This is a genomic window from Patescibacteria group bacterium (assembly GCA_041664365.1).
Taxonomy (GTDB): Bacteria; Patescibacteriota; Patescibacteriia; order UM-FILTER-42-10; family UM-FILTER-42-10; genus JAHJEX01.
The window spans coordinates 22,438-48,590 of sequence record JBAYKW010000007.1 but is presented as its reverse complement, the minus strand read 5'-3'; the positions used below and the strand labels follow the sequence as shown (position 1 = coordinate 48,590).

Below are 26,153 nucleotides of genomic sequence, written 5' to 3'. Positions count from 1 at the left end.
GTCAATGGTGATACACCAAATATACCAATGCCAATATAAATTTACTACCTCACAAACTTAAAAACTCCGGCGAGAGCATGTAACGGCCGGTTTGGAAACTTAGTTCCTTAGCAAATTTGTTAATTATTCTATTCATACAAAATCGATTCCTCTGTTTTTTTGCTAGTGGTTATTTGGATTGTACTCTTTTAAAAATTCTTTAACATTAGGATAAATCTTTTCCTTGGACGCTTCCTCCTTTGTAAAAAATCTTATTTCCACGCATTCTTTGGAAGAAGTAAAATTTAGATCTTTTACCTGTGTTTCATATAGTATATTGGCTTTCCACTGACCGTTCATATGCAAAGCCGTTATAAAATAGGACGGATTCTTTTTAATATGGATAACTTCCAATCCCGTTTCTTCATTTAACTCCCTTATAATACAATCATGAGAATTTTCCCCGAAATCAAGTCCACCCCCAGGGAGGTCCCAATAACCATTTTCTTCCAATAAAAGTAAAAATCTTTTTTTATCGTCCAATATCAAAGCTTTAACACTGGTCCTGTAAAGCTTATTTGGGATTTCGGTCATATGTTTGGATTTATTTTAACATTAACTCCGCTGATAAAGTGAATCAAATTTTTTGTTCATCACTTATAAACCCCCACTTAACCAAAGTATTTTTTTCTAATCGCCTAAATACTATTTGCTCTATAAAAATACTTACTAAAGAAATGACTACGATACCGGCCATTACCTTGTCAAAATCAAAAAACCATTGGGACATCCATATAAATTTTCCTAACCCCCCGATTGTCGCAACCAACATTTCCGCTCCAATCAAAGATCTCCAAGCAGAACCAAAACCTACTCTAAGCCCCGTCATAATCTGAGGAAGAGCGGATGGCAGAAATACATCAAACACAATCTTAGTTTTACTAAAACCGAAATTCTTTGCCACCAAAACATATTCGATATTAACATTTTGAATCCCGCTGATAACATTGTAAATAATCTTCATGAAGCTGGAAACAAAAATAACAAACCAAATTGCCTCTCTGGTAAATCCTAAAAACAGTATCATAAACGGAAGCCAAGCCAATGATGGTACCGGGTAAATTGCAGACAAGAATGGAAAGAAAATTTTATGGACAGTTTTATTAACCCCCATCAAGGTGCCGAGTACTACAGCACAAATTATTGCAAAAATATAGGGCGGGATCAGATTGAATATACTGACTGATATCAACTTTAAAAACGTTCCATCAGTAACCATCTGCCAAAAAGATGAGACAGTCTGAAGCGGGGAAGGAATCAGCCATTTTAGGTCTTGGTTAAAATAGTAAAACAAATCCCAAACAACTAAAATAGTCAAAAATGGTATCGACCCCAATGCAATTTTTCTTATTTTTCGCTTAGTAAATTTCATCTTGAGCATTTTTTAATTTTTCCTCAAAACTCAGATCAAAGATCTGTTCCACACTCAGCGCTGTTTGTATATCTCCTATTTCTTGCGCTACTTTCGAAATTTCCACGACATCCGAAGGTTCATACCAAAGAACATATTTTACTGTTTTCCATTGTTCTTTTAATTCTTCGACAGAAAAGACTACCGCTCCTTCAGTTGCTTCTTCTATTTGTTTGGAAATGATTACCGCTGCATCATCGGGGTTATCCTTAATATATCTTTGACTTTCAATAATTGCATCAATAAAACTGCTGATTTCTTCTTTATTTTTTTCCAAAGAATCTGTATTAACGGCAATAACTGTTCTGGGCATTGGTTTGTCTGCATAACCTTTTGTTATCCACTCTTCGAAAACAACCGCTCCATAATCAAGATATATTTTTTCATTGTATTCTCCTGCCACCGCTACATCAACCACCTTCTTCTCCATTAAGGCAAGGGGGCGCAGATTACCCTCAATATCTTCAAAAGTTATCGTATTGATAGGGATATTCTCTTTCCTAAGAGCATAACCTAACGAGATGTTGGAACTTTGCCCTATTCGTGATGCTATGGTTTTTCCCACTAAATCATCAAATGTCTTAATATTGCTACTAGGATCAACAAATACTAATGTCGGGGAAACTGCTAAAGGAGCAATAATCTTTATCGGGGATCCTTTGGCTATCGGGATGAAAAAATTTGTTGCGCCGGCCGAACCGATATCTATACTGCCCATAGCTAGCGCCTGCTGCACCTCTTTACCACCCTTGAAAGGAATAAGTTCCAAATTGAGCTTGTGTTTATCAAAAATACCCATATTGTCAGCAATAATAATTGGGGCATGATTTACGCTGTCTATGCTATACCCTATCTTGATTTTATTTTCTTCCTTGTTATTTTTGTCGTTAAGTGAATTATTGAAATAATAAATAAATACTAATGCAAATAATGCAAACAGGGTGCCAAAAAAATATTTTTTATTCATAAAATACCTCTTCTACCGTTTAATTTTAATATATGAGATAAAGACTCTCCCATTGACGGTGTTTTAATTATTTTTTCAAATTCCTCAGTTAGGTCCTCTTCAATTTCATTATTTAGCTGTATGAAATCTTTACTAGATTGATCTCTTGGCCTGGGGAGATTTACTGTATACACTTTTTTTATAGTCGCAGGCCTGGCAGACAGGAGATAAATTTTGTCGGCCAAATTTATTGCCTCGTGCACACTATGCGTAACAAAAATTATGGTTTTTTTTGTCTTTCTCCAAATAATTTCCAGATTTTTCCTTAAAAATTTTCGGTATTGAGAATCGAGTGCAGAGAAAGGCTCGTCCATCAACAGAACTTCCGGATTTGTGACCAACGCCCTTGCCAAAGCAACGCGTTGTTGCATTCCGCCGGAAAGTTTATAAGGATACCAATCTTTAAAGGAAGCCAGTGCCATCAGGTCCAAATATTTCATAACCAGTTTATCTTTCTCATCCTTACTGAATGTTGATTTATCCAAAGCATAATAAATATTTTCATAAACCGTCTTCCAAGGGAAAAGAACATGGCCCTGAAAAACCATCATGCGATCACAACTGGGACCGGAAATCATTTCACCATTCATCAAAATCTTTCCACCAGTTGGTTTTAAAAACCCCGCCATCAAATAAAGCAAAATTGTCTTTCCACAACCACTTGGACCAAGGATACAAATAAATTCACCATCATTGGCTGAAAGGGTTATATCTTTTATAACTTCGAAATCATCATCCCTACCGAAAGATTTGTTTACTTTTTCTAGATTTAACATTTACCGACTAATTAATTTATATCAAATACTTTGATTTATATCCCCTGTAATAATACTGGGGATTACTCAAAACTATGTTTAATACTAAGTTTTGGGGCAAAATCAATGATAAAACAACTGATTTTGATATTATGCTAAGATTAGCCTACTACTTCTCTTTTATATTGGCAAATATTAGAGACTAGCAAGATAATTATAATAATAAAACCCCTTGTTTTATTAAGGGGCTCTATTTATATTTACCCGATCAGGCGCCGTTCTCTTAACTCCGCAATCAACGCGTGATAATAAGAAGGATGCTCTTGCCAATCAGATTCGTTACTTTGATTAGCTATTGCAAGTAATTCCTCATTTGTCGCCACGGCAACTAAACTTCTTCTAATTTCTATATTGGGTTGGTGTAATGCTGACCGATCACCCCTGGTAAGTGCAGTAAGAAATTCCAACATCAAAGTAATATTTTCAGCGTTCAAACGCTGATCAAATTTAAGCCCCCCGCCTTTCTCAGAGTCATCACTCCCCGATGGAAATAATTTAACAATTTCACCCATATTATTTGATTTAATCCTCCTTTAAACTACTCAGTGTTTTTAAAGAATTTATCCTTCCATTACTTTCTATCACTAAAAATATAGTTGCTATTCATTTTTTGCTTTGGCAATTGCTAAAGCAAGATCATAATAAAAATCTTCTTTTGCTCTACCGGGAAACAGTTCAGAACCATTGCCATATCTATAATATACCAAAGCTTCTCTTATCACTGACATTACTGTCTCTGCATCATTCGATTTTAAGAGTGCCTCGGCACAATCCACTAATAACCTGCCACGAAGTTCGGCGGCATTCATTTTTTTTCTTTCATTCTCTTCCTGGTTCGATTCACTCCCATAAGTAATATAGCTATCTGTCGCAAATTCCTCAGTTTTAGCAGCTAGTATCGTTCTAAACTGCTCAATGTCAAAATCGCTTTCAAAACCTTGTTCATTCATTATTATATTTATTAATGTTCATGCTATCTTATTTCAACAAACTTTTTCTTCCCCACCTGTACCAATGTACCTTTCTGAACCTTCACCTTTTCCTTCCAATCAGTTTTTACTTTAGTATCAATTCTCACACCACCCTGTTCAACTAAACGGCGGGCTTCACTTTTACTCTTGGCCAATTTTAACTCGACGAGCAAATCCGGGATTAAATAATCATCATATTTAATTGTTACAGACGGCACATTAGTCGGTTTTTCTTTTTTTGCAAATACTTTGGTAAATTCCTCGGCCACCTGCTTTGCTTTATTTTCCGAATGATAAAATCTTACCAACTCATATGCCAGTTTCATCTTATAGTCGCGGGGGTTTTTACCAGCCTTCAAATCTTTTTCATAAACCGCAATATCTTTGAGCGGAACGCGGGTCGTCAATACAAAATAGCGGATAATTAATTCATCGCGGAGTGACATAACTTTGCCGTAAATCTCTTCCGCCGGATCCAGCAGATCAATAGTATTACCCCAGCTGGAACTCATTTTGCGCCCGTCCAAACCTTCAATCAGCGGATTAGTAATTATATCCTGCGCCGGTTGGTTATAATGTCTTTGTAATTCGCGTCCGGCTAACAAATTAAACCGCTGGTCGGTTCCGCCGATTTCTACGTCCGCCTTTACCGCAACCGAATCATAACCCTGCATCAGCGGGTAAAGCAACTCGCGTAAAGAAACCCGCTTGCCGGCATCCAGCCGTTTTGCGATATTTTCCCGGGAGATGAATTCATTCAGAGAAAATATGTCCGCCTGTTTACCGATATCATGATAATCCAGTTTTTCAAGCCACTCGCTATTGTAATGGATCTCACATTTTTCAATATCTAAAATTTTTTCTGCCTGTTTAACATAATTCTTCATGTTCTGCGCGACTGTTTTTTCATCCAGCATCGGACGTTCGCTTTCTTTATCTGAAGTGTCACCAATCACACCAGTAAAATCGCCGATAATAAATATTATCTTGTGCCCCAGCTCCTGGAAATCACGCAATTTTAGTAACGGGATTGTTCTGCCGATATGTAGATTTGGGCTGGTCGGGTCAATACCAAGTTTAATCCGTAATTTTTTTCCGGAATTCAGTTTTTTTTCTAAACTTTGCCGGTCAATTATTTCTTCAACACCGCGGGATAATAATTCCAGTTGTAACTCTTTTTTATTCACTTTTACTGGGAAATAAGGCTTAGATATTCAAATTATACACCACTCCTGATATAATAGAAAGACATAAATGAAACAAAAAACATACATCGGGATCGATATGGGCGGGACCACTTTAGAGGGTGGGCTTGTTTCTTCTAAAGGTAAGGTGTTGGAAACATTCACCACTTTGGTACCAACCCGTCATCGCCAAAGATTAATAATAAAAAAGGTGATTGAAAATGTCCAACTACTATTACAGTCTTCTGAAGAATGCGCTGGGATCGGTTTAGGCTGGCCGGCGGCTGTTAATATCCCCGTTCGCGGATCTTTAATAAAAAGCCGACTGGAACGTGCTTTCAGACTGCCGGTATTTCTAGATAATGATGCCAACTGTTTTGCATTGGCGGAAGCTATGGTGGGGAAAGGAAAACACCAGAATATTGTAACCGGTATTACCCTGGGTACAGGGATCGGCGGGGGCTTGGTAATTGACCAGAAGATTTACCACGGCAGAAAGGAAGCCTCAGAAATCGGACACACGACACTGGACTATAACGGACCACAGTGTGAATGCGGAAATTCCGGCTGTTTTGAACAATACGTCGGCAAGAAAGGAATCGCCTGGCTGGCCAGAAAATACGACCTACCAACAGCCGACGGCCTTGGCCTATACAAACTTGCTAAACACGGCAATATAAAAGCTCTCCGTGCCTGGCGTGAAATGGGAAAATATTTGGGGATCGGTCTGGTTAATACAATCAATGTCTACGATCCGGATGTGATTGTACTCGGCGGAAAAATCAGCCAGGCTTGGAAGTTTTTTTCTCTTTCCATGCGCAAAGAGATGACCAGAAGATCACTGATCAGGCCATGCTCAATCAGAATTTCTTCACTAAAAAACAGTGCAATTATCGGCGCAGCGATGCTGGCTAAACAAACTTTGACAAAGCAACAATAACTAAGTTATTATTGTCATTCGTGGAAATTAAAATTCCAAAAAATGCCTATACCACAACTATCAAATGAATTCCGTCGTTCTTGGAAAAGCCATCCGGTTGGGACCTCTCAAGCTGGAAAAAATAAAAAAGGGTGGAGACACCGGGGGAAAGCTTTTTATTTGAAGTTATTTGGTATTGTTTCTTTGGCAGGTGTTATTATTATGGTGGGAATGTTTGCCTGGATATCAAAAGACCTCCCGGATCCGGACAAAATATTAGAAAGAAATATTGCTCAAAGTACGCAGATATTTGACCGCACTGGTGAACACCTTTTATATGAAATTTACGGCGACAAAAAAAGAACTTTGGTAACTTTGGAAGAAATCCCGGATTACTTAGAGCACGCGACCATTGCGATAGAAGATAAAACTTTTTACAAACACGGAGGCGTAAGCCTTTGGGGTATATTTCGTGGTGTAGTACTGCAAAAACTGAGAGGTGGGAGCGTCCAGGGTGGCTCAACTCTTACCCAACAATTTGTTAAAAATTCGATCCTCACAGACGAAAGAACTATAACTAGAAAAGTGAAAGAATGGATATTGTCATACCAGATTGAAAAAAAATTCTCCAAGGATGAGATCCTACAAATGTATTTAAATGAAATCCCATACGGTTCTACTGCTTATGGAGTCCAGGCAGCAAGTCAAAAATATTTTGGTAAAAAAGTTCAGGACATTAACCTTGCGGAATCTGCGCTTCTTGCAGCATTACCGCAAGCCCCTACCCGCTATTCTCCATATGGATCAAACAAAGATTTGTTGATTGGTCGCCAACAATACATCTTAGACATGATGGCTGAACAGGAGTATATAACAGAGGCGGAGGCAGAAGAAGCAAAAAAAACAGAGCTGGATTTTACAGTTCAATTTACAGATATTGAAGCGCCCCACTTTGTGATGTATGTGAAAGAGTTGCTCACAGAAAAATACGGTGAAAGAGTTGTGGAAGAGGGGGGATTAAAAGTCATTACAACTCTTGATTATGACAAACAAAAAATTGCCGAAGAAGTGATTGCCGAACAAGCACCAAAGAACGAGGAACGTTATAACGCGGAGAACGCCGCCTTGGTAGCGATTGATACTAAAACAGGACAGATACTGACCATGGTCGGATCCAGAAATTACTTTGATGAAGAAATCGACGGACAAGTAAACATAGCAATCCGTGGCAACCAACCGGGATCATCCTTCAAACCGATCGCCTACGTTACTGCCTTTGAAAGAGGTTATACTCCGGAAACCATGCTGTTTGATTTGAAAACAGATTTCGGCGATTACACCCCATCTAACTATGACGGCGGTGAACGAGGTCCCATATCAATGAAAAAAGCACTGGCAGGATCGCTTAATATCCCAGCAGTAAAGACCCTATATTTGGCCGGAGTTAACAATGTAATTGATACTGCTCACGATCTTGGTTATACCACACTTAACGACCCAGACCGTTATGGTCTTTCCCTAGTGTTGGGTGGAGGAGATGTTAAACTACTGGAACATGTTTCCGCCTTTTCCACACTGGCCCGTGAGGGCGTACGTTACCCCCACACTGCAATTATTAAAGTTGAGGACCGGGATGGTAAGACTCTGGAAGAATTTACCGAGTCGGAAGGAGAAGAAGTGATTGATCGGGTGGCCGTACAGCAACTAAACAGCATACTCACGGATAATAATGCCCGCGCTTATATATTTGGTTCTTCAAATTTTCTTACTCTCCCGGACAGACCGGTAGCGGTTAAAACCGGCACTACCAATGACTATAAAGATGGCTGGACGATGGGATATACCCCTTCTATCGCAACTGGGGTATGGGTTGGGAATAATGACAACACTGAGATGTCCCGTGGCGCAGACGGATCTGTCGTTGCCGCTCCAATTTGGAACCAGTTTATGAAAAGAATTTTAGTCGGATCACCTGTTGAAATATTCAAACAACCGCCAGCAAATAATTCTGAAAAGCCAATATTAAAAGGGGAAATTGATACCATCACAAAAAGGGTAGTCGATATTTATTCCGGTAAAACAATCCCGCAAAGTTGTATTGATACGTATCCGGAAAAATATAAAAAGGAAGTTGATTTTAAAGAAACTCATAGTATCCTATATTATGTTGATAAAAACGACCCAGAAGGACCTAACCCTAAAAACCCTGCCAGCGACCCTCAATTCAACCAGTGGGAAGCTCCTGTACGAGCATGGGCAGAAAGAAACGGGTATGTTTCTCCGGGGAAAGAAGTGTTTGAAGATTGTGGTTTCAGACCAACAGAAGAACAGCCGACAGTAACAATAACAAAACCAATAAAAGATTCGGAGTTAAATGAAGAGACATTTTCAGTATCAACAAAATCTACAGCAAGCGGAAATCACAAAATTAATAAGGTAGAATATTTTATTGATAAAACACTCGTTGAATCAGTAACAAAAAAACCATTTCAAACTTCATATTCCCCATTTAACCTGACGAACGGGTCGCATACCCTAACTGTTATAGCGTATGATGAAGTTTCAAATTTTTCTCAGGCAAGTGTAACATTTTCTTATAACTCCGACCTTTCGGCAACTGTATATTTTGTTTCTCCAAGCTCTTCCTCCACCCTCAACCAAGATGATTTTCCCTTAACCATCCAAAGCTATTCATACAGCCCAGCTGGTGTTGAAAAAATAAGTTTATACTATTCCAAACCGAACACATCAGAACCACCGACTTTAATTAATTCCATCTCAGACCCCAAATCAAACTCGAACACATTTGTTTGGGAAAACTACCCAGAAGCAGGATTATACAGTCTTTATCTTTCTGTAACAACCAGAAATAACAAAAAGGCAACGAGTGACCTGTTGCCTTTAACTATTGAGTAGATATTTTACCTTAATAAGAATCGCAATCTTTTGACTGCTGTTTTTTTTAATTTATTTTCAAGTTCAACTAATATTTCTTCTTCCCTGTTTTTAATCTCCTGGATTTCTGATTCGTCCCTAACCTCTATTAATAAAATTTTTTCTTTAACCCCTTTGGGGACGACAGTGAAGCGGGAGTTTACCCCGAACATATTAAGAAATATTTTCTTAACTTCATAAATTACCCGCAAAGAATTTACTCTTTGCTCTATACCGGCACGAACCAAAGAGCCTTCCAGAAGATTTTCTATTTTTCTCATTTCTTCCTACTGTTTAATCGGCATGATTATATAAACGTAATTTTCATCATTTTCCGGTCGAACCACACCAGGGTTTGTGTTATTTATTATTTCTAAAAACACTTTTTCTGAATCAATACACTGCAGTCCGTCCAAAAGATAACGGTGGTTAAAAACAATTTGATTATCCTCCCCCTCGATCTCAACTTTCAGCCTAGATATGTTTTCTCCCAGTTGTGAATTAATTGCGGAAACAATTAATTCATTGTTTTCTTTTACCACTTTGATGTTTACATCATTAATCCCACTCTTTGAAAAAAGACTTGTTGTTTTTATTACTTTTAACAAATCCTCTTTATTTGCCAGGACGCCGGTTTTTTTCTCTTTTGGTATTATTTGCTGATAGTCCGGATAATTCCCCTCGATTGCCCGGGAAATTATTTCAATATCATCAACACAAAAGAGAACCTGATTTTCTGCTATATACATTTCTATTTCTTCCGACTCTGACATGCCAACAATCCTAACAAGCTCCTGCATAGTTCTGGATGGTAAAATGCTTTCTACATCACCCACTCCTTTTGAATCAATAATTATTGTTTTTTCGGCGAGTCGGTAGCTGTCAGTTGCAACAAATCTTGCCTTATTCCCTTCAATTTTTATTAACATTCCGCTGATTTCCGGCCTTGTTTCATCATAGGCAGCGGCAAATAGTGTTTCTTTGACAACATTTTTTAAATCCTCGGTTTTAATCACAATCTTATTCTTTTTTTCTAATGAAGGAATTAAAGGGTAGTCCTCAGCCGACATCCCCTGAATTGTTGTTTCCTGATCGGTACAGCTGATATATATCTTTTTTTCAGTTTCTTCAATATAAATTTTCTCATTTGGTAGAAGACTGATATAGTCAGAAAATAATTTTGCTGGAATAGTTGTTTTTCCTTCACTTTCCACCTTACCTCTAATTTTACAACTGATCCCCATTTCTAAATTTGTGGTAGAAAGTTGAATTATACCATTTTCAATACTTACTAAAATATTATCAAGGATTGGAAGGGTAGTATTCTTACCTGCCAGATGGCTTACAATATTTAATCCCCTATTTAAATTTTCCTGGGTACAATATAGTTTCATAGTATATTATATTAATTATAGTAGTAATAATGTTAATAAGTGGATAAAGATTTTAATTCTTTGTTTTCCCTTTTATTTTTTGGAATGTTTATTAACATTTTATTTTGGATAAGTGGTTGGTTGTTTTGTGTATAAAGTTCAAGAGAATTATTCTTTCTGTTTTTCTACAAATTATCTACACCCTTTATCAACAGATTTTTACACAAAAAAGTTAATTGTTAATTATTATAAAGACGCTGAAGGATTAAATCAATTTCCTGCTTTATTTTTTCATTTTCTTCCACTTCTTTTGTTATTTTCATATATGCATGCATTGCGGTTGTATGATCTCTACCACCAACCTCCTGTCCAATACTCGGGTAAGAAGTTTTTATTTCCTCCCTCATTAAAAACATGGAAATCTGTCTCGGCACGACCAATTCCTTTTTTCTGCTTTCACCAATCAAATCTTTTATATTAATTTCATAGAACTCGGCCACAGTTGCGATAACCTGTTTTGGAGTTAATGCGCCTTTTCTTGGTGTGCTGGCAAGGGCAGATAACACTTCTTTCGTTGATTCAAGCGTTGGCGTACTGTTATTGAGCTGGTGATGGGCAATAATGCGGTTTAAAGCACCCTCAAGCTCTCTAACATTGTTTTGTACTGAAGCGGCAATAGAAGAGAGAATTTCGTTGCTTAGTTGATAACCCTTTTCTCTGCATTTTGTTTCTAAAATAGCCGCCCTTGTTTCTAAATCAGGACTGGAAATATCCGCGATCATCCCCCATTCAAAACGAGAAATAAGCCTTTTTTCTAATGCCGGGATTGCCTTTGGCGGTCGGTCGGAACTGATAACAATTTGTTTCCGAGCTTGGTGGAGTGTATTAAAGGTGTGGAAAAATTCTTCCTGTGTGCGCTCTTTTGTTGCCAAAAATTGTATATCATCAATTAACAAAACATCTACAGAGCGATAATAGTCTTTAAATTTTTCTGTTTTTCCATTACTTACCGACTGAATGAAATCATTAGTAAAACTTTCACAAGTAACATAAACAACCTTCTTGTTTTTATATATTTCCATTGTTCTATGACCGACCGCCTGTAGTAAATGGGTTTTTCCTAACCCCACTCCGCCATAAATAAAAAGAGGATTATAAATAATCCCTGGTTTTTCCGCGGTTGCTATACAGGCTGCCTTAGCTAGGTCATTTCCTTTGCCGACAACAAAATTTTCAAATGTATAAGAAGGATTAAGTCCGTTATCATTTTCCTGCGCACTTTTCTTCTTTAAAGAATCCACCTTTTTTTCTGCTTCAGATATCTGAGGTTTTAAAGTGGAATTGTTTGGGTTCTTTGAAAACTCCACTTTATAAGTTACTTCTCTAATTTTGTTTTCAGTGACATTTTGGAGAGCTTGGGTGATGGTTTGATGATATTTATTTTCAAACCAAGTTTTGGTGAAAGTGTTTGGAACCGCTATTATAATCTTTTCATCATCGAATTCGGAAACAAAGGTATTATTAAACCAAGTGGTAAAATTTGCTTTGCTCAGCGATAATTCTAACTCCCCCAAAACTGCTTGCCAAAGCTGCTCCTTCGTCATGATAATATATAGTTTATTGCTAAATATAGACTATCACTGACTATAGCATAAAACATGAAAGACAGATATCGTCAAAAATGGTTTGACTTGTTTATAATCTGTGGAAAGAATGAGGATAAACTATTTTGGCGTTGACCGTCGAGCAATCGTCTGTTAGACTACATGTACTTATAAATGAGTAATAGAAAAATTATAAAAAAAAGATGCCCAAAAGAACATACCAGCCAAAAAAAAGAAAGAGACAAAAAACGCACGGTTTCCGGGAAAGAATGAGTTCGCCAACCGGAAAAAAAGTTATTAAAAGAAGAAGAACAAAAAAAAGAGCTAAATTATCTGTCTAATTTTTTTATTTATGCTTCCTAAGCAATACCGACTTACGAACGAGGGAGACTATAAAAAAATTTATGAAAAAAGGAAATCCATTTTTCTCCCCTCTCTTTCCTTAAGATATCTTCAGAAAAAAGAAAAAGTTAACAGCCGGTTTGGGTTTGTAATTTCAAAAAAAATTTATAAAAATAGTGTTGATCGTAATTTACTGAAAAGAAGAATGAGGGCGATAATTAAGAAACAACTCCCCAATATCTTTTCCGGATACGATTTTATAATTTCCGCAAGACCGGGGGTAAAAAATAAGTCATTTAAAGAAATTGAAGCAGATATAGAAAAACTGTTCAGAAAATCACGCTTATATGCCGAAAAAAAAGATTAATAAATGGGTGCTAATGCCGCGAAAGGCGGTATTATTCTTGGTTAAAAGCTACCAAAAAACCTTGTCGCCCGACCATGGATTTTTTTCTTATAAATATCCTCATGGTTATTGCAAGCATTTTCCCAGCTGTTCCGAATATTCGTATCAGGCGGTTGAAAAATACGGGGTGATAAAAGGCGGTATTAAGTCGGCGGCAAGGATTGTAAAATGTAATCCTTATAGCCAAGGCGGGTATGACCCGTTAGATTTAACTAAATAAAAATACTAAACAATGGCAGAATTTTTTAACACTGTACTCTACGAGCCGCTATTTAACGGACTGATTTATATTTATGATGTTTTACCCTGGAAGGACTTAGGAATCGCAATAATTGTCCTCACTTTATTGATCAAACTGGTCCTATATCTTCCTTCTCGTTCATCTATTAGATCGCAAAAGACGCTACAGGAGACACAGCCCAAATTAGACGCAATTAAGGCCAAATATAAGGATAATCGAGAGGAAATGGGTAAACAATTGATGAGTTTTTATAAGCAAAATAAGGTTAACCCCTTTTCTTCCTGTCTCCCCCTTCTGATCCAACTGCCAATTCTGATTGCTTTATACCGGGTATTCTTTGGTGGTCTCACAACGGACTCAGAAACAGGGGTGCTGGTCGCAGATCAAGTGAAACATTTATATGGGTATTTAAAAGATACCTACACGACAACGCCGGTGAATTTGATGTTTTTAGGTTTTGTTGATTTAGCAGAAAAAGGAAATTATATACTTGCTTTCCTCGCCGGCGGTTTGCAGTTTTTACAAGGCAAGATGATGATGAGAAAGAAACCGGAAATAGATACAAAAGGAAGTAAAGATGAGGGTAAGTCAGCCGCGATTAACAGACAAATGATGTATTTTATGCCGGTAATAACCGTGATATTCGGCATCCAGTTCCCCGCCGGTTTGACTTTATATTGGGCAACGTCCACACTGTTTCAAGTGGGGCAGCAGTATTTGCTTTTTAGGGATAAAAATACAAAAAAAGTAATTCCTCAAGTTATTGATCAAAAATAATCATGAAAATTTCTTCGAAAAAACTTCTTCATCTCCCTGTTTTTACGGAATCAGGCGAAGAGTTAGGAAAAATTTCTGAGCTGATAATTAATATTGAAACGCACGGAGTGGATCAATATATCGTAAGAGGCAGTAACTTAATTGAAGAGTTTTTTTCCAAAGACCTTATTGTAAATAGAACGCAGGTAATTTCAATTGATCAAAATAGAATGACTGTGGACGATTCAATTAGTAAAGACAAAGAAAAATTATTCAACACAAAGGAACTGGGGAAAAATAAATCTGCTCCCCCAATCTCATTATAAAATATATTTAAACCTCCCTCTAGTAAGGGAGGTTTTTTTGTATCTTAATTCGCTAAAGCAACTGCAAACAATTATATGCTTAATAGAAAAGTCTAATATCTCAAAATTGCTAATTACAGGTGCTGCCGGGATCAAACTATTTAAATGATTAAAAATCAAGCAACTGTGGATAAATGTCAGAATATAACATACTATTAGTATAATGTCAATACTACTTGTGTAATTACTTATTTTTCATTAGAATATACACTATATGGAAGAAAGTAAATCATTTCTTAGAACAGATTTGAAAATATTGTTTGCGGTAGTTTTACTATTTTCTGCAATTCTTGCAGGTTTAGTTGTTTTGGATACCAATACTGAAATTATAAATGATCTCAGTAAAAAAATAGCTGAAATAGTTATAAAATAGTTGTGCGACGCATAAGCAAGCATGATTTTCAATTTCAGTAATATAATCTAAAATTGCACTAAAATTAGCCAAATATAGGTTTTGTGGTAGCAAAAAGCAGGCTTTATTGGTAAAGTGAGTTTTGCGGTTATAAAAGGATATGTGTATGTAACTGTGTTATCTCATTTATATATTTAGTGTTCTGCCCTCGTAGTTTCCGCCCGAGGCGGATCAGCCTTGGGCTGACAATGGACACCTCTTGATAGTGAATAAAGTATTTATATTTTTGCCCCCGTAGTTCAATGGATAGAACGAGAGACTCCTAAGCTTTAGATGTAGGTTCGATTCCTGCCGGGGGCACCACCATGTATTATTTGTAAATTGAGTATTAATTCTTGATTTACTGATCCATGTTTGCTGGGGATATAGTAAAGTGGTATTACGCAGCATTCGCATTGCTGAGGCCTGGGTTCGATTCCCAGTATCTCCACCAGACACGGGTCAAACGTATGAATATTTAAGACAATCCCCCATTGTTACTATATTAGGATAAATGTTCCACGTGGAACATTTTGTTTTTTAATTGAGTCCATTATCATATATTGATTAAGAGAGATAAATATTGTTTTATAACCATCGAAAATATTAAAATGGTTAATACAAATTAATTATAGTCTTTGCTTTTGTCATGCTATGAGCAAATATAATATCTTACTTTGTTTACATAATATAAACAGTTAATCAACAGCATTACAAAATATTTAATTACTTTATTAATTCTCTAGACATATTGCCTCAACCATAATATAATTTGATTACTTCAAATTCAGTTATGTAATAAATTGTTGAATTAAATATAAATGGGGATGTGGCTCAATTGGTAGAGCACTTCCATGGCATGGAAGGGGTTAGGGGTTCGAGTCCCCTCATCTCCACCACTCGATTCGTCCCTCACAAGTTCGGGACTCACTCGTGGTCTATGGCGCTACTAACGCCTTCGACAATATCAAAAGAAGAATCGAGTGCCTCGAGCGAAGTCGAGAGGCTTAACGTGGTCTTCGACCACTCATTACTAACGACAAGGATTATCTTATCCAACAATGAGTCGAGTGTCCCGATTATGTCTGGAGGGTATCTCTCACTTTGTTAGGGTTTCGGCCACTCAACTATTAATAACCGAATGTCTCGAGTGCAGATGGTGTGCAGGTTGTGATTCATATTATCAAAATACCAAATTCATCCTTATCAATGTGTGAGTCGAACTAAATAAACAAAATTATACGGCAAATGATAAATCCGTCCCCATATGAATAGGGCGGTTTTTGATTTTGTTCTACGTGGAACATCAGATAAATAGGTAGGGGCTTGATTAATATTTCATTATTTGTTATTGTAATCCGGCTTCCATGGATTCTCAGGGAGCAAAACGGCCCATTCAAGGAGGAAGACCCATGCTGATCCTCAGCCGCAAGCGCAACGAAAAAATCATGATCGGGGACGATATCTCGATCATGGTCGTCGACATCAGGGGCGACCAGGTTCAGATCGGGATCGACGCTCCCAGGAGCATCCCTGTTCACCGCGAGGAGATCGCTATCGAGATCGCCAGCGAAATCCCTCAGGGCTCGCGCAAACGAGGGACCAAAACCAAAAACAGGTAACTCTTCATTCGCTGTACATTTCTCGCCCGCCCCACCATCATTGGCTGGGGCATTTTTTATTTAAGACCCAAGTCATATTGAGGATATAATTGAAATGAGTTATGTCTATTGACAATTTTTTGGAATTAATATAATATACCCTAGGGGGGTATATTATAATTACACAATCATGGCAAATACTGATAAAATACCAAAGAATCAGGCACATCTACGGCGAATTATAGGCCAACTAAAAGGCATTGAGAGAATGTTACAGGATAAGCGTAACTGTGGTGAAATAATTACACAGTTAATGGCCGCGAGAGCGTCACTGGATTCGTTGGGCGTAAGTGTGTTGCGCAATGAATCAAGAGAGTGTCTAACTGGGGAGGGAAGTATTAAAAAGAAATCAGAGGATTTGGAAAAGATTACAACTAATTTATTTAAATTAACTTAATTAATAGGAAAGGAATTATACAATGGCAGGCGTTGAAATAAATGATAATAATTTTGAGCAGGAAGTGTTAAAGCACGACCAGCTAGTTTTGGTTGATATCTGGGCGGAATGGTGTACACCATGCAAAATCATGTTACCGGTAATGGAAGAATTAATGAAGGACAATGAAGGTAAGGCAGTAAAAATTGCAAAAATGAATATTGATGAAAATCAGGCCACAACGCAGAAATATAACGTCATGAGTATCCCGACCTTTTTATTTTTTAAGGATGGGGAAGTTGTTAAGCAATCGATCGGAGCACAGTCAAAAGAAGATCTGCAGAAAGTCATCGACGAAAACCTATAATTTTTAAATCAAATTTAATGCCATCTGCAAGAGAATATGACTGCATTATTATTGGTGCTGGGGCTGCCGGACTGACCGCGGCTATTTATGCTGCACGCAGAACACTGAAGACGTTGGTAATCACAAAGGATCTTGGTGGGCAGGCTTCAATCGCCGGGATTGTGGAGAATTATCCCGGTTTGGGCAAAACGAACGGACTGGAAATAATGGAGCAATTTAAAAAACAAGCAGAAGACAGCGGTGCAGAAATTATTTATCAGGAAGTAAATAAAATTGAAAAGACAGATAGTGAATTCAGAATAACAACTTCAAAAGAAGAATTTATTGGGAAAACAGTAATCTTGGCATTTGGGCTTACGCCGAGAGATCTGGGTGTGCCAGGTGAAAATGGTTTAAAAAACAGGGGCGTTTCATATTGTTCCACATGTGATGGCCCATTGTTTAAAAATAAAACTGTAATAGTGGTCGGCGGTGGCAACTCCGCTTTGGATTCTGCTGAGCTGTTGTCAAAAATTGCCAACGAAGTGTATCTGATCCACAGGCAAGATTTTTTCCGTGGGGAAAATATTATTTTAGATAAAATAAAGCAGAAAGAAAACGTTAAAATATTGTTGAATAGTGAAGTAGTTGAAATACATGGGAGTAATAAAGTTGAAGCGGTCAGTATAAAAAACAATCAGACTGAAGAAGAAGACAAAATCAACTGTGACGGGGTTTTTGTGGAGGTTGGTTATATTGCAAAGACTGATATTGTAAAAGATTTAGTGGATCGCAATGACCGCAATCAAATTGTAATTAATAGTAATTGTGAGACATCTTGTCCCGGTGTATTTGCAGCGGGGGATGTTACTGATATTGTTTATAAACAAGTTGTGATCTCTGCCGGAGAAGGGGCAAAGGCAGCATTACAGACTTACAAATATTTACAGAGAAAAACCGGAAGACAAGGCGGTGTAGATTGGGGAGAAAAAAAATAATATTAAAATACTATGCCATCAAATAACTCTATTCCGCTTTCTTTTCGAGCAGATGGGATGCACGCTTCTTCAATCCGAAAGCTTTCTTCTTTTGCCGGCGCGGCAAAAAAGCGGGGGGTAAAAGTTTATCAATTAAATATCGGGCAGCCGGATTTGGAGACCCCAAAAAGATTTTTCACGGAAGTAAGAAAGTATCAAGAAAAGACTGTAGCGTATGCTCCGTCGGAGGGCTATGCGGAAGTTGTAAATGCGTGGAGCGATTATTATCAGCAAAACAATATTCCTTTTGTCAGCGAGGATATAATTGTCACCACCGGCGGGAGTGAGGCAATCATTTTTGCCTTAATGACTGTGGCAGACCCAGGAGATGAAGTAATAATCTTTGAACCGCTTTATGCTAACTATATTACGTTTGCCCGGATGGCTTCAGTTAAACCGGTACCGGTACAAACATTTTTAACAAACGGATTTCATCTGCCATCAGACGAGGAAATAGAAAAAAAGATTACTGAAAAAACGAAAGCGATTATTATCTGTAACCCTTCTAATCCTACCGGTACGGTCTATTCCCGTGAGGAATTAAAAAAAGTCGCGGAGCTGGCAAAAAAGCATGATATATTTATTATTGCTGATGAGGTGTACAGAGAAATTGTATTTGAAGGTGAAGCAATCAGCATGATGGATTTTACAGAGATTCACGATCGGATAATTGTCGTGGACAGTATTTCAAAACGTTTTAATATTTGTGGGGCGCGTATCGGTTGTATCGCATCAAAAAATAAAAAAGTCATGGAGAATGTTTTAAAATTCGCTCAAGGCCGTCTTTCTTCCCCAACAATTGAACAGCTTGCAGTTATCCCTCTATTAAAGCAACCCGATAGATATATCGATCCTATGGTGAAAGAATATAAGCAGAGAAGGGATGTCGTAATAAAATCTCTGGACACAATCCCTGGCGTAGAATATTACAAACCACAGGGTGCATTGTATTTAATTGTTAAATTGCCTATCGATAATGCGGAATATTTTTGCCGTTGGTTATTGGAAGAATTTAATGATCAGAATGAAACAGTTATGTTCGCACCGGCTGCCGGTTTTTACGAAACGGAAGGGGCTGGGAAAAATGAAATACGCATCGCGTTTGTTTTAGATGTAAAACAACTTACCCGGGCGATGGAAATATTAAAAATTGCATTAGAAGAGTACAAATAATTATTAAAGATAATTCAATGGCTACAACTAAAAATCCTTTTGCTAATACACTAGAGCAGTTAAAGAAAGCGGCGGAACTGATCGATTTAGACCGGAATATCTATGAGATTTTGAAAGTTCCTTATAGAACATTTCAATTTTCCATCCCAGTGAAAATGGATGATCACTCATGGAAAATATTTGAGGGATATCGCGTCCAGTATAATAATGATCGAGGGCCTTATAAGGGGGGTATCCGTTTCCATCCCCAGGCTAATTTACACGAAGTAAAAGCACTGGCCGCTCTGATGACCTGGAAAACTGCCGTAGCCAATATTCCTTTCGGCGGGGGTAAGGGAGGGATTAAAGTTGATCCGAAAAAACTTTCTGAAGGAGAGCTCGAAAGATTGTCTAGAGGGTATATTAATGCCGTAAGGGATTTTATCGGACCGGATCAGGATGTGCCCGCACCAGATGTAAATACCAATCCGAAAATAATGGGATGGATGGTGGATGAATACAGTAAACTGACTGGGCGTTTTACTCCTGCGGTAATAACCGGTAAACCTTTGGCGTTGGGCGGGTCACAGGGTAGGGGGCCGGCAACAGGGCTGGGTGGTTTCTATTTATTGCAAGAAGTAGCTAAAAAACTGAAACTTAATCCAAAGAACACAAAGATTGTAATACAGGGGCTCGGTAATGTCGGGTATCATTTTGCACAGTTTGCACATCAGGCAGGATATAAAATAATCGCTATATCAGATTCGCAAGGAAGTATTTTTGATAAACGCGGCAAAGGGTTGGATCCGGTTCACGTAATGGATACTAAAAAAGAAAAAGGACTAGCAAGCGGTTGTTATTGTACTGGGGCAGTTTGTGACTGTAAGAACTACGCAAGATTGTCCGATAAAAAACTGCTTGAATTACCGTGTGATATTTTAGTGCCGGCAGCATTAGAAAATCAGATTACCAAAACAAATGCAGGGAAGATAAAAGCGAAGGTGGTGTTTGAGCTGGCTAATGGACCGGTCACATCGGAAGCGGATGAAAAACTGGCGAAGAGGGGAATAATGGTGGTGCCGGATATCTTGGCGAATTCCGGCGGAGTAACGGTTTCCTATTTTGAATGGCTACAAAATATCTCTAATGAATACTGGACCGAAGAAGTGGTAAATAAAAAACTGAAACTGCTGATTACTTCCGCTTTTGACAAAGTATGGGAAAATAAAGAAAAATATAATACTGATATGAGGACCGCTGCTTATATTCTTGCTATCGAGAGAGTGGCTGAGGCATTGCACGCGAAGGGTTACTAACAGCCATTTTCCGTTACTATTAATAGTGATATACTGTTTGTAGAAGGGATGAATATGGTTGAACCAACATATCAAGAAGAGGAAAAATTAAAAAAGAAAGGCTACTTAAAAGTTGCCGGACTTGATGAAGCCGGGCGCGGAGCATGGGCCGGCCCGATTGTAGCGGCCAGTGTTATTTTGAATCCCAGAATTCGCGTAGACGGTTTGCGGGATTCAAAACAACTATCTCCGACACGGCGCAAACAGCTGTATATTGAAATCGTCAAAAACGCATTAAACTGGAGCGTGGGGATCGTTTCAGAAAAAACAATTGACCGCATCGGTATTAACGACGCAAACGCACTCGCGATGGAACAGGCGGTGAAAAAACTAATCCTGCGACCGGATTATTTGCTTGTGGATTATTTTCTTCTGGATCATGTTGGGATTGAACACCATGCAATTACCAAAGGCGACCAAAAAGTTGCCTCAATTGCAGCGGCGTCAATTATCGCCAAGGTCACCAGGGATTTTATTATGGTAGAGGCGCACAAAGATTATCCGGAATATAATTTTCATGCTCACAAAGGGTATGGTACAGAACATCATCAGAAGAAGATTGAAAAATACGGAATTTGTAAAATCCATCGGATCTCATTTTCACCGATGAAGGATTTGGTATAAGAACAAGAAATGAAGTATAATAATAAAGGACACTAATCTCAAAGAACATGGAAAGAAAAGCAGCGGGAGGAAACGAATTGTTAAACCCGGAGGCGATTATTCATCAGGCCGGTGTTGGATATGGAGACGTGGTGGGAGATTTGGGGTGCGGAGGTATGGGATATTTTACTTTGCAGGCGGCAAAGGCGGTTGGAGATAAAGGGCAGGTATACGCGGTTGATGTACTGAAAAATGTTTTGAAAAGCGTGTGGACGAAAGTAAAGCTGGAAGGGCTGACGAACGTTAGAATGGTCTGGTCTAATTTGGAAATTCTCGGTGCGACAAAAATCCGCGAGAGCAGTCTAGATTTTGCCTTATTGGTGAATACGCTGTTCCAGACAAAAAAACACGAAGCGGTTATTACGGAAGCAACCCGTCTTCTAAAAAAGGGTGGTAAATTGGTGATTGTTGACTGGAAAAAAATGAGCACGCCATTCGGGCCACAGACAGAAGATCGTGTTTCAGAGGATGAAATCAAAGGAATTGTGGAAAAACTGGGCTATAGTTTAGAAAAAACACTAGATACCGGACCCTATCATTTTTTACTTGAATATATAAAGAAATAGTGCTATAAATAAATTGATTATTGGGCGCCCTCTTGGCAGGGCGCTTTTTTATAAAGCGCACTGCCTTGAAAGGGCGTTTTGTTATGCAGAATTACCGTCAAAATATCGGCAAAATTGGGGAAGATATTGCGGTGGAGTATTGTATGGGGCTCGGGTACTTTATTATTGATCGGCACTATACTTCCCGATTCGGGGAGATTGATATTATCGGCAAGGATGGGGGTGAGACCGTCTTTATTGAGGTTAAGAGCCGTTGCACTAATTCGTTCGGTGCCCCGGAAGAAGCGATAACTGATATTAAAATAAATAGAATAATTAAGACAATTGAAGTTTTTCTTGCAACTTACCCGGAAGTGTCAGAATATCGGATTGATGTTATTGTTGTGCAGTTTCGTATGGATTTTTTTACTCACCTGATCAAACATATTAAAGGAGTTGGAATTTCGGAAGTAAATAATCGTGAGATTGATATTTTTTAATTTGACACTTTTAGAATTGCTGTAGTAAGATGAAACACTGTCTGTATAAGACAAGTGTCCCTTAAAAAAGTAAAAGAGGAAAAATTATGAATATGTTAAAGTATTTTAAGCAATCCTCTTTAAGCAAGGTTTTCGGAATCTTTATGTCTGTCTGTGTCATCACTCTGTTGGTTGTTCCACAGAGTCTACTGGCAGCCAGCTCGACTGTCTCAACCCCAACGTTGATATGGCCTAAAGCGAAGGATTCCACCATCTATGAGCAACCGGTGATTACCGGCCTCACAAAAAATGATACCAAGGTCGAAGTATTTATCGATGGCCAGTTAAACGGTATGGCGAAGGTTTCAGAAGATAAAAGCGGGACTGCAAGCTTTTCATTTGTTCCGTCTATATCGCTTAAATCCGGAGAACATACTGTTTCTGTGGTGGCAATAGAAAAGGAATCCAATCTAAAAAGTTTAATGTCAAAAGAGACATTATTCAGAATAGAGGATCCGTTTCCAGCCCCCACTTTGTTTCAACTAGTTGTAAACAATAAAACAGTTTCAACAAAGCCGTTTATTACCGGCTTAGCTGTGAATGATTCGTTGATCAAAGTTTTCATCGATAAAGAGTTAAATGGACAATTTATGGTTGAAAATGATAAGTCAGGCGTTGCCAATTTTTCTTATCAACCATTTCTCGATCTTGATCCAAACAAAGCTCATCTGGTGTATGTAACAGCTGTAAATGCCGAGAGCAAAGAAAGCAGTTATTCAAATGTCGTCGGGTTTTTTGTTAAGGCGCCCGATATGTCAACTGAAGAATACACTGACCCCCAGGTTATGGGCGTAAGTGAGGCTTCAGTCGCTACTTCAATTGAAGCAGAACAAGAAATTACTGCAGATGAGAATAATGAAGAAACAACAGCTTCGGATGAAAATGATAGCAATGCTAACACCAACACTGAAACTGATGAGAATGGTAATTCTGATAGTGATCAGTCAGCATTAGTTTGGTGGGTAATTCTGGCAATTATTGTAATCATAATTGCAGTAAATCTCCGCGGTCGCGGTGATAAAGGAGACCAAGGTGGTCTCAAAGGACTTGAGAAATTAGGCGGATTGGAAAATAAACCTTCCGATCATTCGGGACAACAAACCTTGCTACATAAAGAGAATTCGGAAAAAAGTGAAGGTGGTAATAATATGCCGCCTCCCCCTCCTAGTAAATAGAAGGTAATAAAACCACCCTACAATGTAGGGTGGTTTTATTTACTTGAATTCTTCAAATAGGCATGTTAAGGTAATAAACCTTTGACAACTAAGACCCTGTAACTTGCCTGTGAGGAGGTGGCGACAATGGATCTCTCCAGAATCGTGCTTTTTTCCGGCGGATCGTGCCCTGAGCTGGCTCAGGCGATTGCGTCCAAACTGGGCGTTCCTCTGAGCCCGGCCAAAACCACTCCGTTTGCTGACGGAGAACCTTTCGCTCAGCTGGATGCGAATGTGCGTGGAAGACACGTCTTCATCATCCAGTCCACTCAGCCACCCGCCGACAATCTGATGCAGCTGCTCGTGATGATTGATGCTGCCAAGCGAGCTTCGGCCGCCGCGGTTACGGCAGTGATGCCGTATTTCGGCTGTGCGCGCCAGGACCGCAAGAAGGAAGGTAGGGTGCCGATCACCGCGAGACTGGTCGCGGACCTTTTGGCTGCCGCCGGTGCCAACCGGGTAGTCACGGCGGAACTGCACGCCGCGCAGATCCAAGGGTTCTTCAACATCCCTTGTGACCACCTGTACATGTATCCGGTAATGGTGCCGGAGATCAAGCGGATCGTGGCGAGTGAACGGGAAGAATACGGACCGGATACGCCGTTTGCGCTGGTATCTTCGGATATCAATGGCGGTAAAATGGTCCGTAACTACCGCAAACACCGTTTCCCGGGAGATCGTGTCGTGATCATCGACAAGGAACGTAGTGGACACGGACATTCCCGGGTCAACGAGATCTACGGTGATCCGAAGGGGTGCATCTGCATCATTCTGGATGACATGGTCGATGGTGGTGGTACGATGATCGGTGCCGCGGAAGCCGTGCTGGATAGCGGTGCCAGGGTTGTTCACGGGATCGCAGCACATCCGGTATTCTCCGGGGATGCTGTCGGCAAGATCGGGCAGTCTCGTCTGAAGTCGCTGATTGTGGGAGACACCATCCCTATCGGCATGAAGGCGGGTTTCGGCTCGAATATCAAGGTTTGTTCATTCGCGGATGTTTTTGCCCCCGCCATCGAGGCAATTACCACAGAGACTTCCGTCTCGGCAATCTGCTTCGAACAGCGCTAGCTATCTTTCCAAGGTAGCTTTTTTTATTTGTCGACTTGCATTATTTTGCCTCTTTGTTATACTGGTGTTGACTAGTGTTCATTATGAAGACTAGTTTTATTTATGTTTAACGATAAGGATAAAAGATATGTCATCAGAAATTCAAAAAGCGATCAAACAAATTTGCGACGAGAAAAATATTTCCGAGAGTTCGGTTATTGAGACAATCGAGGCTGCTTTAGCCGTGGCTTACCGGAAAGATTTTGGCGAAAAAGACGAGAATATTAAAGTGGAGTTTAATATCGAAACGGCCGCATCACGTATTTTTGATGTAAAGCATGTTGTAGCGGATATGACGGAAGAAGAAATTGAGAAGGCTAAGGAAGAAGAAAAAGAAAAGCGGGAAAAGGCCAAAGAAGAGAAAAGGGAATTAACTGAAGAAGAGAGGGTTGAACTGTTTAACCCCAAAACTGACATTATGATTTCAGAGGCTAGGAAATTGAAAAAAGATGTTTCTTTGGGTGATGAAATCAGAACCGAAATGTTTCCGCCGGAAGCATACGGTAGAATGGCTGCGCAAACTGCCAAGCAGGTTATTATTCAGAAATTACGCGAAGCGGAACGGGATGTTGTGTACAGTGATTACAAAGACCGTGAAGGAGAAATCATCAATGCCACTATCCAAAGGGTTGAAGGAAGGGTTGTTTTAGTTGATATCGGCCAGACTACAGCCGTCATGCCTCCACAGGAGCAGATTGAACAGGAACGTTATAATTCTGGTCAAAGAATTAAAGTATATATTGTCTCTGTTACCAAAACCACCAAAGGACCGGAAATTGTTGTATCCAGATCTCATCCGGAAATGGTGAAGAAACTGTTTACAATGGAAGTGCCGGAAATTGCCAATGGCGCAATCGAGATAAAGGCAGTAGCGCGAGAAGCCGGTTCCCGGACAAAAATAGCAGTTCAGTCAAAGGAGTCAAATATTGATCCGGTCGGTTCGTGTGTCGGCCAGCGCGGAACCCGCGTGCAGACAATTATCGCGGAACTCGGCGGAGAAAAAATTGATATTATCGAATATGACGAGGATCCGATTAAGTTTATTATCAATTCTCTATCACCGGCGAAAGTCATCAGCGTCAAACTGGATGAAAAGGAAGGGAGAGCGATCGCAGAAGTGAAGGAAGATCAGCTATCTCTGGCAATCGGAAAAAGCGGTCAGAACGTCCGCCTGTCCGCCAAGCTAACCGGCCTCAAGATAGATATTATTAAAGAAGGTGAAACAGTAGAAGAAAAGAATAAAGCAAAAGATAAACCGAAAGAAGAAAAATCTGAATCATCTGATGATGAGGTTGAAGGAAAAGAAGAAGTAAAGGAAACAGAAGATAAACCAGAAAAAAAGACAGCCAAGAAAAAAGCATCAGCAAAAAAAGAGGATAAAAAAGACAAATAATTATT

The 26,153-nt window shown here is 39.0% G+C and carries 30 protein-coding genes and 3 tRNA genes; 23 read left to right on the top strand and 10 right to left on the bottom strand.

Annotation, left to right across the window (positions count from 1 at the left end; translation table 11 throughout):
- Positions 1-162: 162 nt before the first annotated feature.
- From WCW66_05075 to tyrS, 7 genes are all read right to left on the bottom strand, one after another.
- Complete coding sequence (locus tag WCW66_05075) at positions 163-573, bottom strand: NUDIX hydrolase (GenBank protein ID MFA6392087.1); 411 nt, start codon at positions 571-573, stop codon at positions 163-165.
- 43 nt (positions 574-616) lie between these two features.
- Positions 617-1,420, bottom strand: coding sequence for an ABC transporter permease (locus WCW66_05070; protein ID MFA6392086.1), 804 nt, complete (start codon positions 1,418-1,420; stop codon positions 617-619).
- Entirely contained in the window at positions 1,398-2,417 is a 1,020-nt protein-coding gene (locus WCW66_05065) for an ABC transporter substrate-binding protein (protein MFA6392085.1), read from the bottom strand. The genes WCW66_05070 and WCW66_05065 overlap by 23 nt, the downstream gene beginning before the upstream one ends.
- A complete protein-coding gene (locus WCW66_05060) occupies positions 2,414-3,232 on the bottom strand; it encodes an ABC transporter ATP-binding protein (protein ID MFA6392084.1) in 819 nt (272 codons plus the stop codon). The genes WCW66_05065 and WCW66_05060 overlap by 4 nt, the downstream gene beginning before the upstream one ends.
- 239 nt (positions 3,233-3,471) lie before the next feature.
- Entirely contained in the window at positions 3,472-3,783 is a 312-nt protein-coding gene (locus WCW66_05055; GenBank protein MFA6392083.1) for a hypothetical protein, read from the bottom strand.
- A gap of 87 nt (positions 3,784-3,870) precedes the next feature.
- Positions 3,871-4,221, bottom strand: coding sequence for a hypothetical protein (locus WCW66_05050; protein MFA6392082.1), 351 nt, complete (start codon positions 4,219-4,221; stop codon positions 3,871-3,873).
- Between the two features lie 23 nt (positions 4,222-4,244).
- Positions 4,245-5,429, bottom strand: a complete 1,185-nt coding sequence (tyrS, locus tag WCW66_05045) for a tyrosine--tRNA ligase (protein ID MFA6392081.1) — start codon at positions 5,427-5,429, stop codon at positions 4,245-4,247.
- 67 nt (positions 5,430-5,496) lie between these two features.
- Between tyrS and WCW66_05040 the strand changes: the two genes are divergently transcribed.
- Both WCW66_05040 and WCW66_05035 read left to right on the top strand, forming a co-directional pair.
- Positions 5,497-6,366: an ROK family protein gene (locus tag WCW66_05040; protein ID MFA6392080.1), complete on the top strand. Its 870-nt coding sequence runs from the start codon at positions 5,497-5,499 to the stop codon at positions 6,364-6,366.
- A gap of 42 nt (positions 6,367-6,408) precedes the next feature.
- Positions 6,409-9,261 (top strand): penicillin-binding protein, encoded by a 2,853-nt coding sequence (locus WCW66_05035; protein MFA6392079.1) that lies wholly within the window; start codon positions 6,409-6,411, stop codon positions 9,259-9,261.
- A 5-nt stretch (positions 9,262-9,266) separates the two neighbouring features.
- On the opposite strand, the gene WCW66_05030 is transcribed toward WCW66_05035, so the two are convergent.
- The 3 genes from WCW66_05030 to dnaA form a co-directional block, all read right to left on the bottom strand.
- On the bottom strand, positions 9,267-9,560 hold the full coding sequence (locus WCW66_05030) for a hypothetical protein (protein MFA6392078.1): 294 nt from the start codon (positions 9,558-9,560) through the stop codon (positions 9,267-9,269).
- A gap of 6 nt (positions 9,561-9,566) precedes the next feature.
- Positions 9,567-10,673, bottom strand: coding sequence for a DNA polymerase III subunit beta (gene dnaN, locus WCW66_05025; protein ID MFA6392077.1), 1,107 nt, complete (start codon positions 10,671-10,673; stop codon positions 9,567-9,569).
- 218 nt (positions 10,674-10,891) lie between these two features.
- Positions 10,892-12,256: a chromosomal replication initiator protein DnaA gene (gene dnaA, locus WCW66_05020; protein MFA6392076.1), complete on the bottom strand. Its 1,365-nt coding sequence runs from the start codon at positions 12,254-12,256 to the stop codon at positions 10,892-10,894.
- A gap of 203 nt (positions 12,257-12,459) precedes the next feature.
- Between dnaA and rpmH the strand changes: the two genes are divergently transcribed.
- The 21 genes from rpmH (at position 12,460) to nusA (ending at position 26,148) form a co-directional block, all read left to right on the top strand.
- Positions 12,460-12,597 (top strand): 50S ribosomal protein L34, encoded by a 138-nt coding sequence (rpmH, locus tag WCW66_05015; protein ID MFA6392075.1) that lies wholly within the window; start codon positions 12,460-12,462, stop codon positions 12,595-12,597.
- Positions 12,598-12,608: 11 nt separating this feature from the next.
- Positions 12,609-12,965: a ribonuclease P protein component gene (gene rnpA / locus WCW66_05010; GenBank protein ID MFA6392074.1), complete on the top strand. Its 357-nt coding sequence runs from the start codon at positions 12,609-12,611 to the stop codon at positions 12,963-12,965.
- Entirely contained in the window at positions 12,946-13,224 is a 279-nt protein-coding gene (yidD, locus tag WCW66_05005) for a membrane protein insertion efficiency factor YidD (GenBank protein ID MFA6392073.1), read from the top strand. Before rnpA ends, yidD begins: the two co-directional genes overlap by 20 nt.
- A 12-nt stretch (positions 13,225-13,236) precedes the next feature.
- Complete coding sequence (locus tag WCW66_05000) at positions 13,237-14,022, top strand: YidC/Oxa1 family membrane protein insertase (protein MFA6392072.1); 786 nt, start codon at positions 13,237-13,239, stop codon at positions 14,020-14,022.
- A gap of 2 nt (positions 14,023-14,024) precedes the next feature.
- Entirely contained in the window at positions 14,025-14,327 is a 303-nt protein-coding gene (locus WCW66_04995; GenBank protein MFA6392071.1) for a PRC-barrel domain-containing protein, read from the top strand.
- Between the two features lie 253 nt (positions 14,328-14,580).
- On the top strand, positions 14,581-14,739 hold the full coding sequence (locus tag WCW66_04990) for a hypothetical protein (GenBank protein MFA6392070.1): 159 nt from the start codon (positions 14,581-14,583) through the stop codon (positions 14,737-14,739).
- 267 nt (positions 14,740-15,006) lie between these two features.
- Positions 15,007-15,081: transfer RNA gene (locus WCW66_04985), tRNA-Arg, on the top strand.
- 56 nt (positions 15,082-15,137) lie between these two features.
- Positions 15,138-15,211, top strand: a tRNA-Ala gene (locus WCW66_04980).
- 369 nt (positions 15,212-15,580) lie between these two features.
- Positions 15,581-15,656, top strand: a tRNA-Ala gene (locus WCW66_04975).
- 513 nt (positions 15,657-16,169) lie between these two features.
- Complete coding sequence (gene csrA / locus WCW66_04970; protein ID MFA6392069.1) at positions 16,170-16,379, top strand: carbon storage regulator CsrA; 210 nt, start codon at positions 16,170-16,172, stop codon at positions 16,377-16,379.
- 169 nt (positions 16,380-16,548) lie between these two features.
- Entirely contained in the window at positions 16,549-16,815 is a 267-nt protein-coding gene (locus WCW66_04965) for a metal-sensitive transcriptional regulator (GenBank protein ID MFA6392068.1), read from the top strand.
- 22 nt (positions 16,816-16,837) lie between these two features.
- Positions 16,838-17,161 carry a thioredoxin gene (gene trxA, locus WCW66_04960; protein MFA6392067.1) on the top strand — a complete coding sequence of 108 codons (324 nt, stop codon included), beginning with the start codon at positions 16,838-16,840 and terminating at the stop codon, positions 17,159-17,161.
- Positions 17,162-17,178: 17 nt separating this feature from the next.
- The gene (trxB, locus tag WCW66_04955; protein MFA6392066.1) at positions 17,179-18,138 is read left to right on the top strand and encodes a thioredoxin-disulfide reductase; all 960 of its coding nucleotides are present in this window, start codon (positions 17,179-17,181) and stop codon (positions 18,136-18,138) included.
- A 12-nt stretch (positions 18,139-18,150) separates the two neighbouring features.
- Positions 18,151-19,350, top strand: a complete 1,200-nt coding sequence (locus tag WCW66_04950; GenBank protein ID MFA6392065.1) for a pyridoxal phosphate-dependent aminotransferase — start codon at positions 18,151-18,153, stop codon at positions 19,348-19,350.
- Positions 19,351-19,367: 17 nt separating this feature from the next.
- Complete coding sequence (locus WCW66_04945) at positions 19,368-20,645, top strand: Glu/Leu/Phe/Val dehydrogenase (protein MFA6392064.1); 1,278 nt, start codon at positions 19,368-19,370, stop codon at positions 20,643-20,645.
- A 54-nt stretch (positions 20,646-20,699) separates the two neighbouring features.
- Complete coding sequence (locus WCW66_04940; GenBank protein MFA6392063.1) at positions 20,700-21,308, top strand: ribonuclease HII; 609 nt, start codon at positions 20,700-20,702, stop codon at positions 21,306-21,308.
- A gap of 47 nt (positions 21,309-21,355) precedes the next feature.
- A complete protein-coding gene (locus WCW66_04935) occupies positions 21,356-21,913 on the top strand; it encodes a class I SAM-dependent methyltransferase (GenBank protein MFA6392062.1) in 558 nt (185 codons plus the stop codon).
- 83 nt (positions 21,914-21,996) lie between these two features.
- Complete coding sequence (locus WCW66_04930) at positions 21,997-22,392, top strand: YraN family protein (protein MFA6392061.1); 396 nt, start codon at positions 21,997-21,999, stop codon at positions 22,390-22,392.
- An 86-nt stretch (positions 22,393-22,478) separates the two neighbouring features.
- Positions 22,479-23,606 (top strand): hypothetical protein, encoded by a 1,128-nt coding sequence (locus WCW66_04925; protein MFA6392060.1) that lies wholly within the window; start codon positions 22,479-22,481, stop codon positions 23,604-23,606.
- Between the two features lie 126 nt (positions 23,607-23,732).
- Positions 23,733-24,716: a ribose-phosphate diphosphokinase gene (locus tag WCW66_04920; GenBank protein ID MFA6392059.1), complete on the top strand. Its 984-nt coding sequence runs from the start codon at positions 23,733-23,735 to the stop codon at positions 24,714-24,716.
- A 127-nt stretch (positions 24,717-24,843) separates the two neighbouring features.
- On the top strand, positions 24,844-26,148 hold the full coding sequence (gene nusA / locus WCW66_04915) for a transcription termination factor NusA (protein ID MFA6392058.1): 1,305 nt from the start codon (positions 24,844-24,846) through the stop codon (positions 26,146-26,148).
- Positions 26,149-26,153 lie beyond the last annotated feature (5 nt).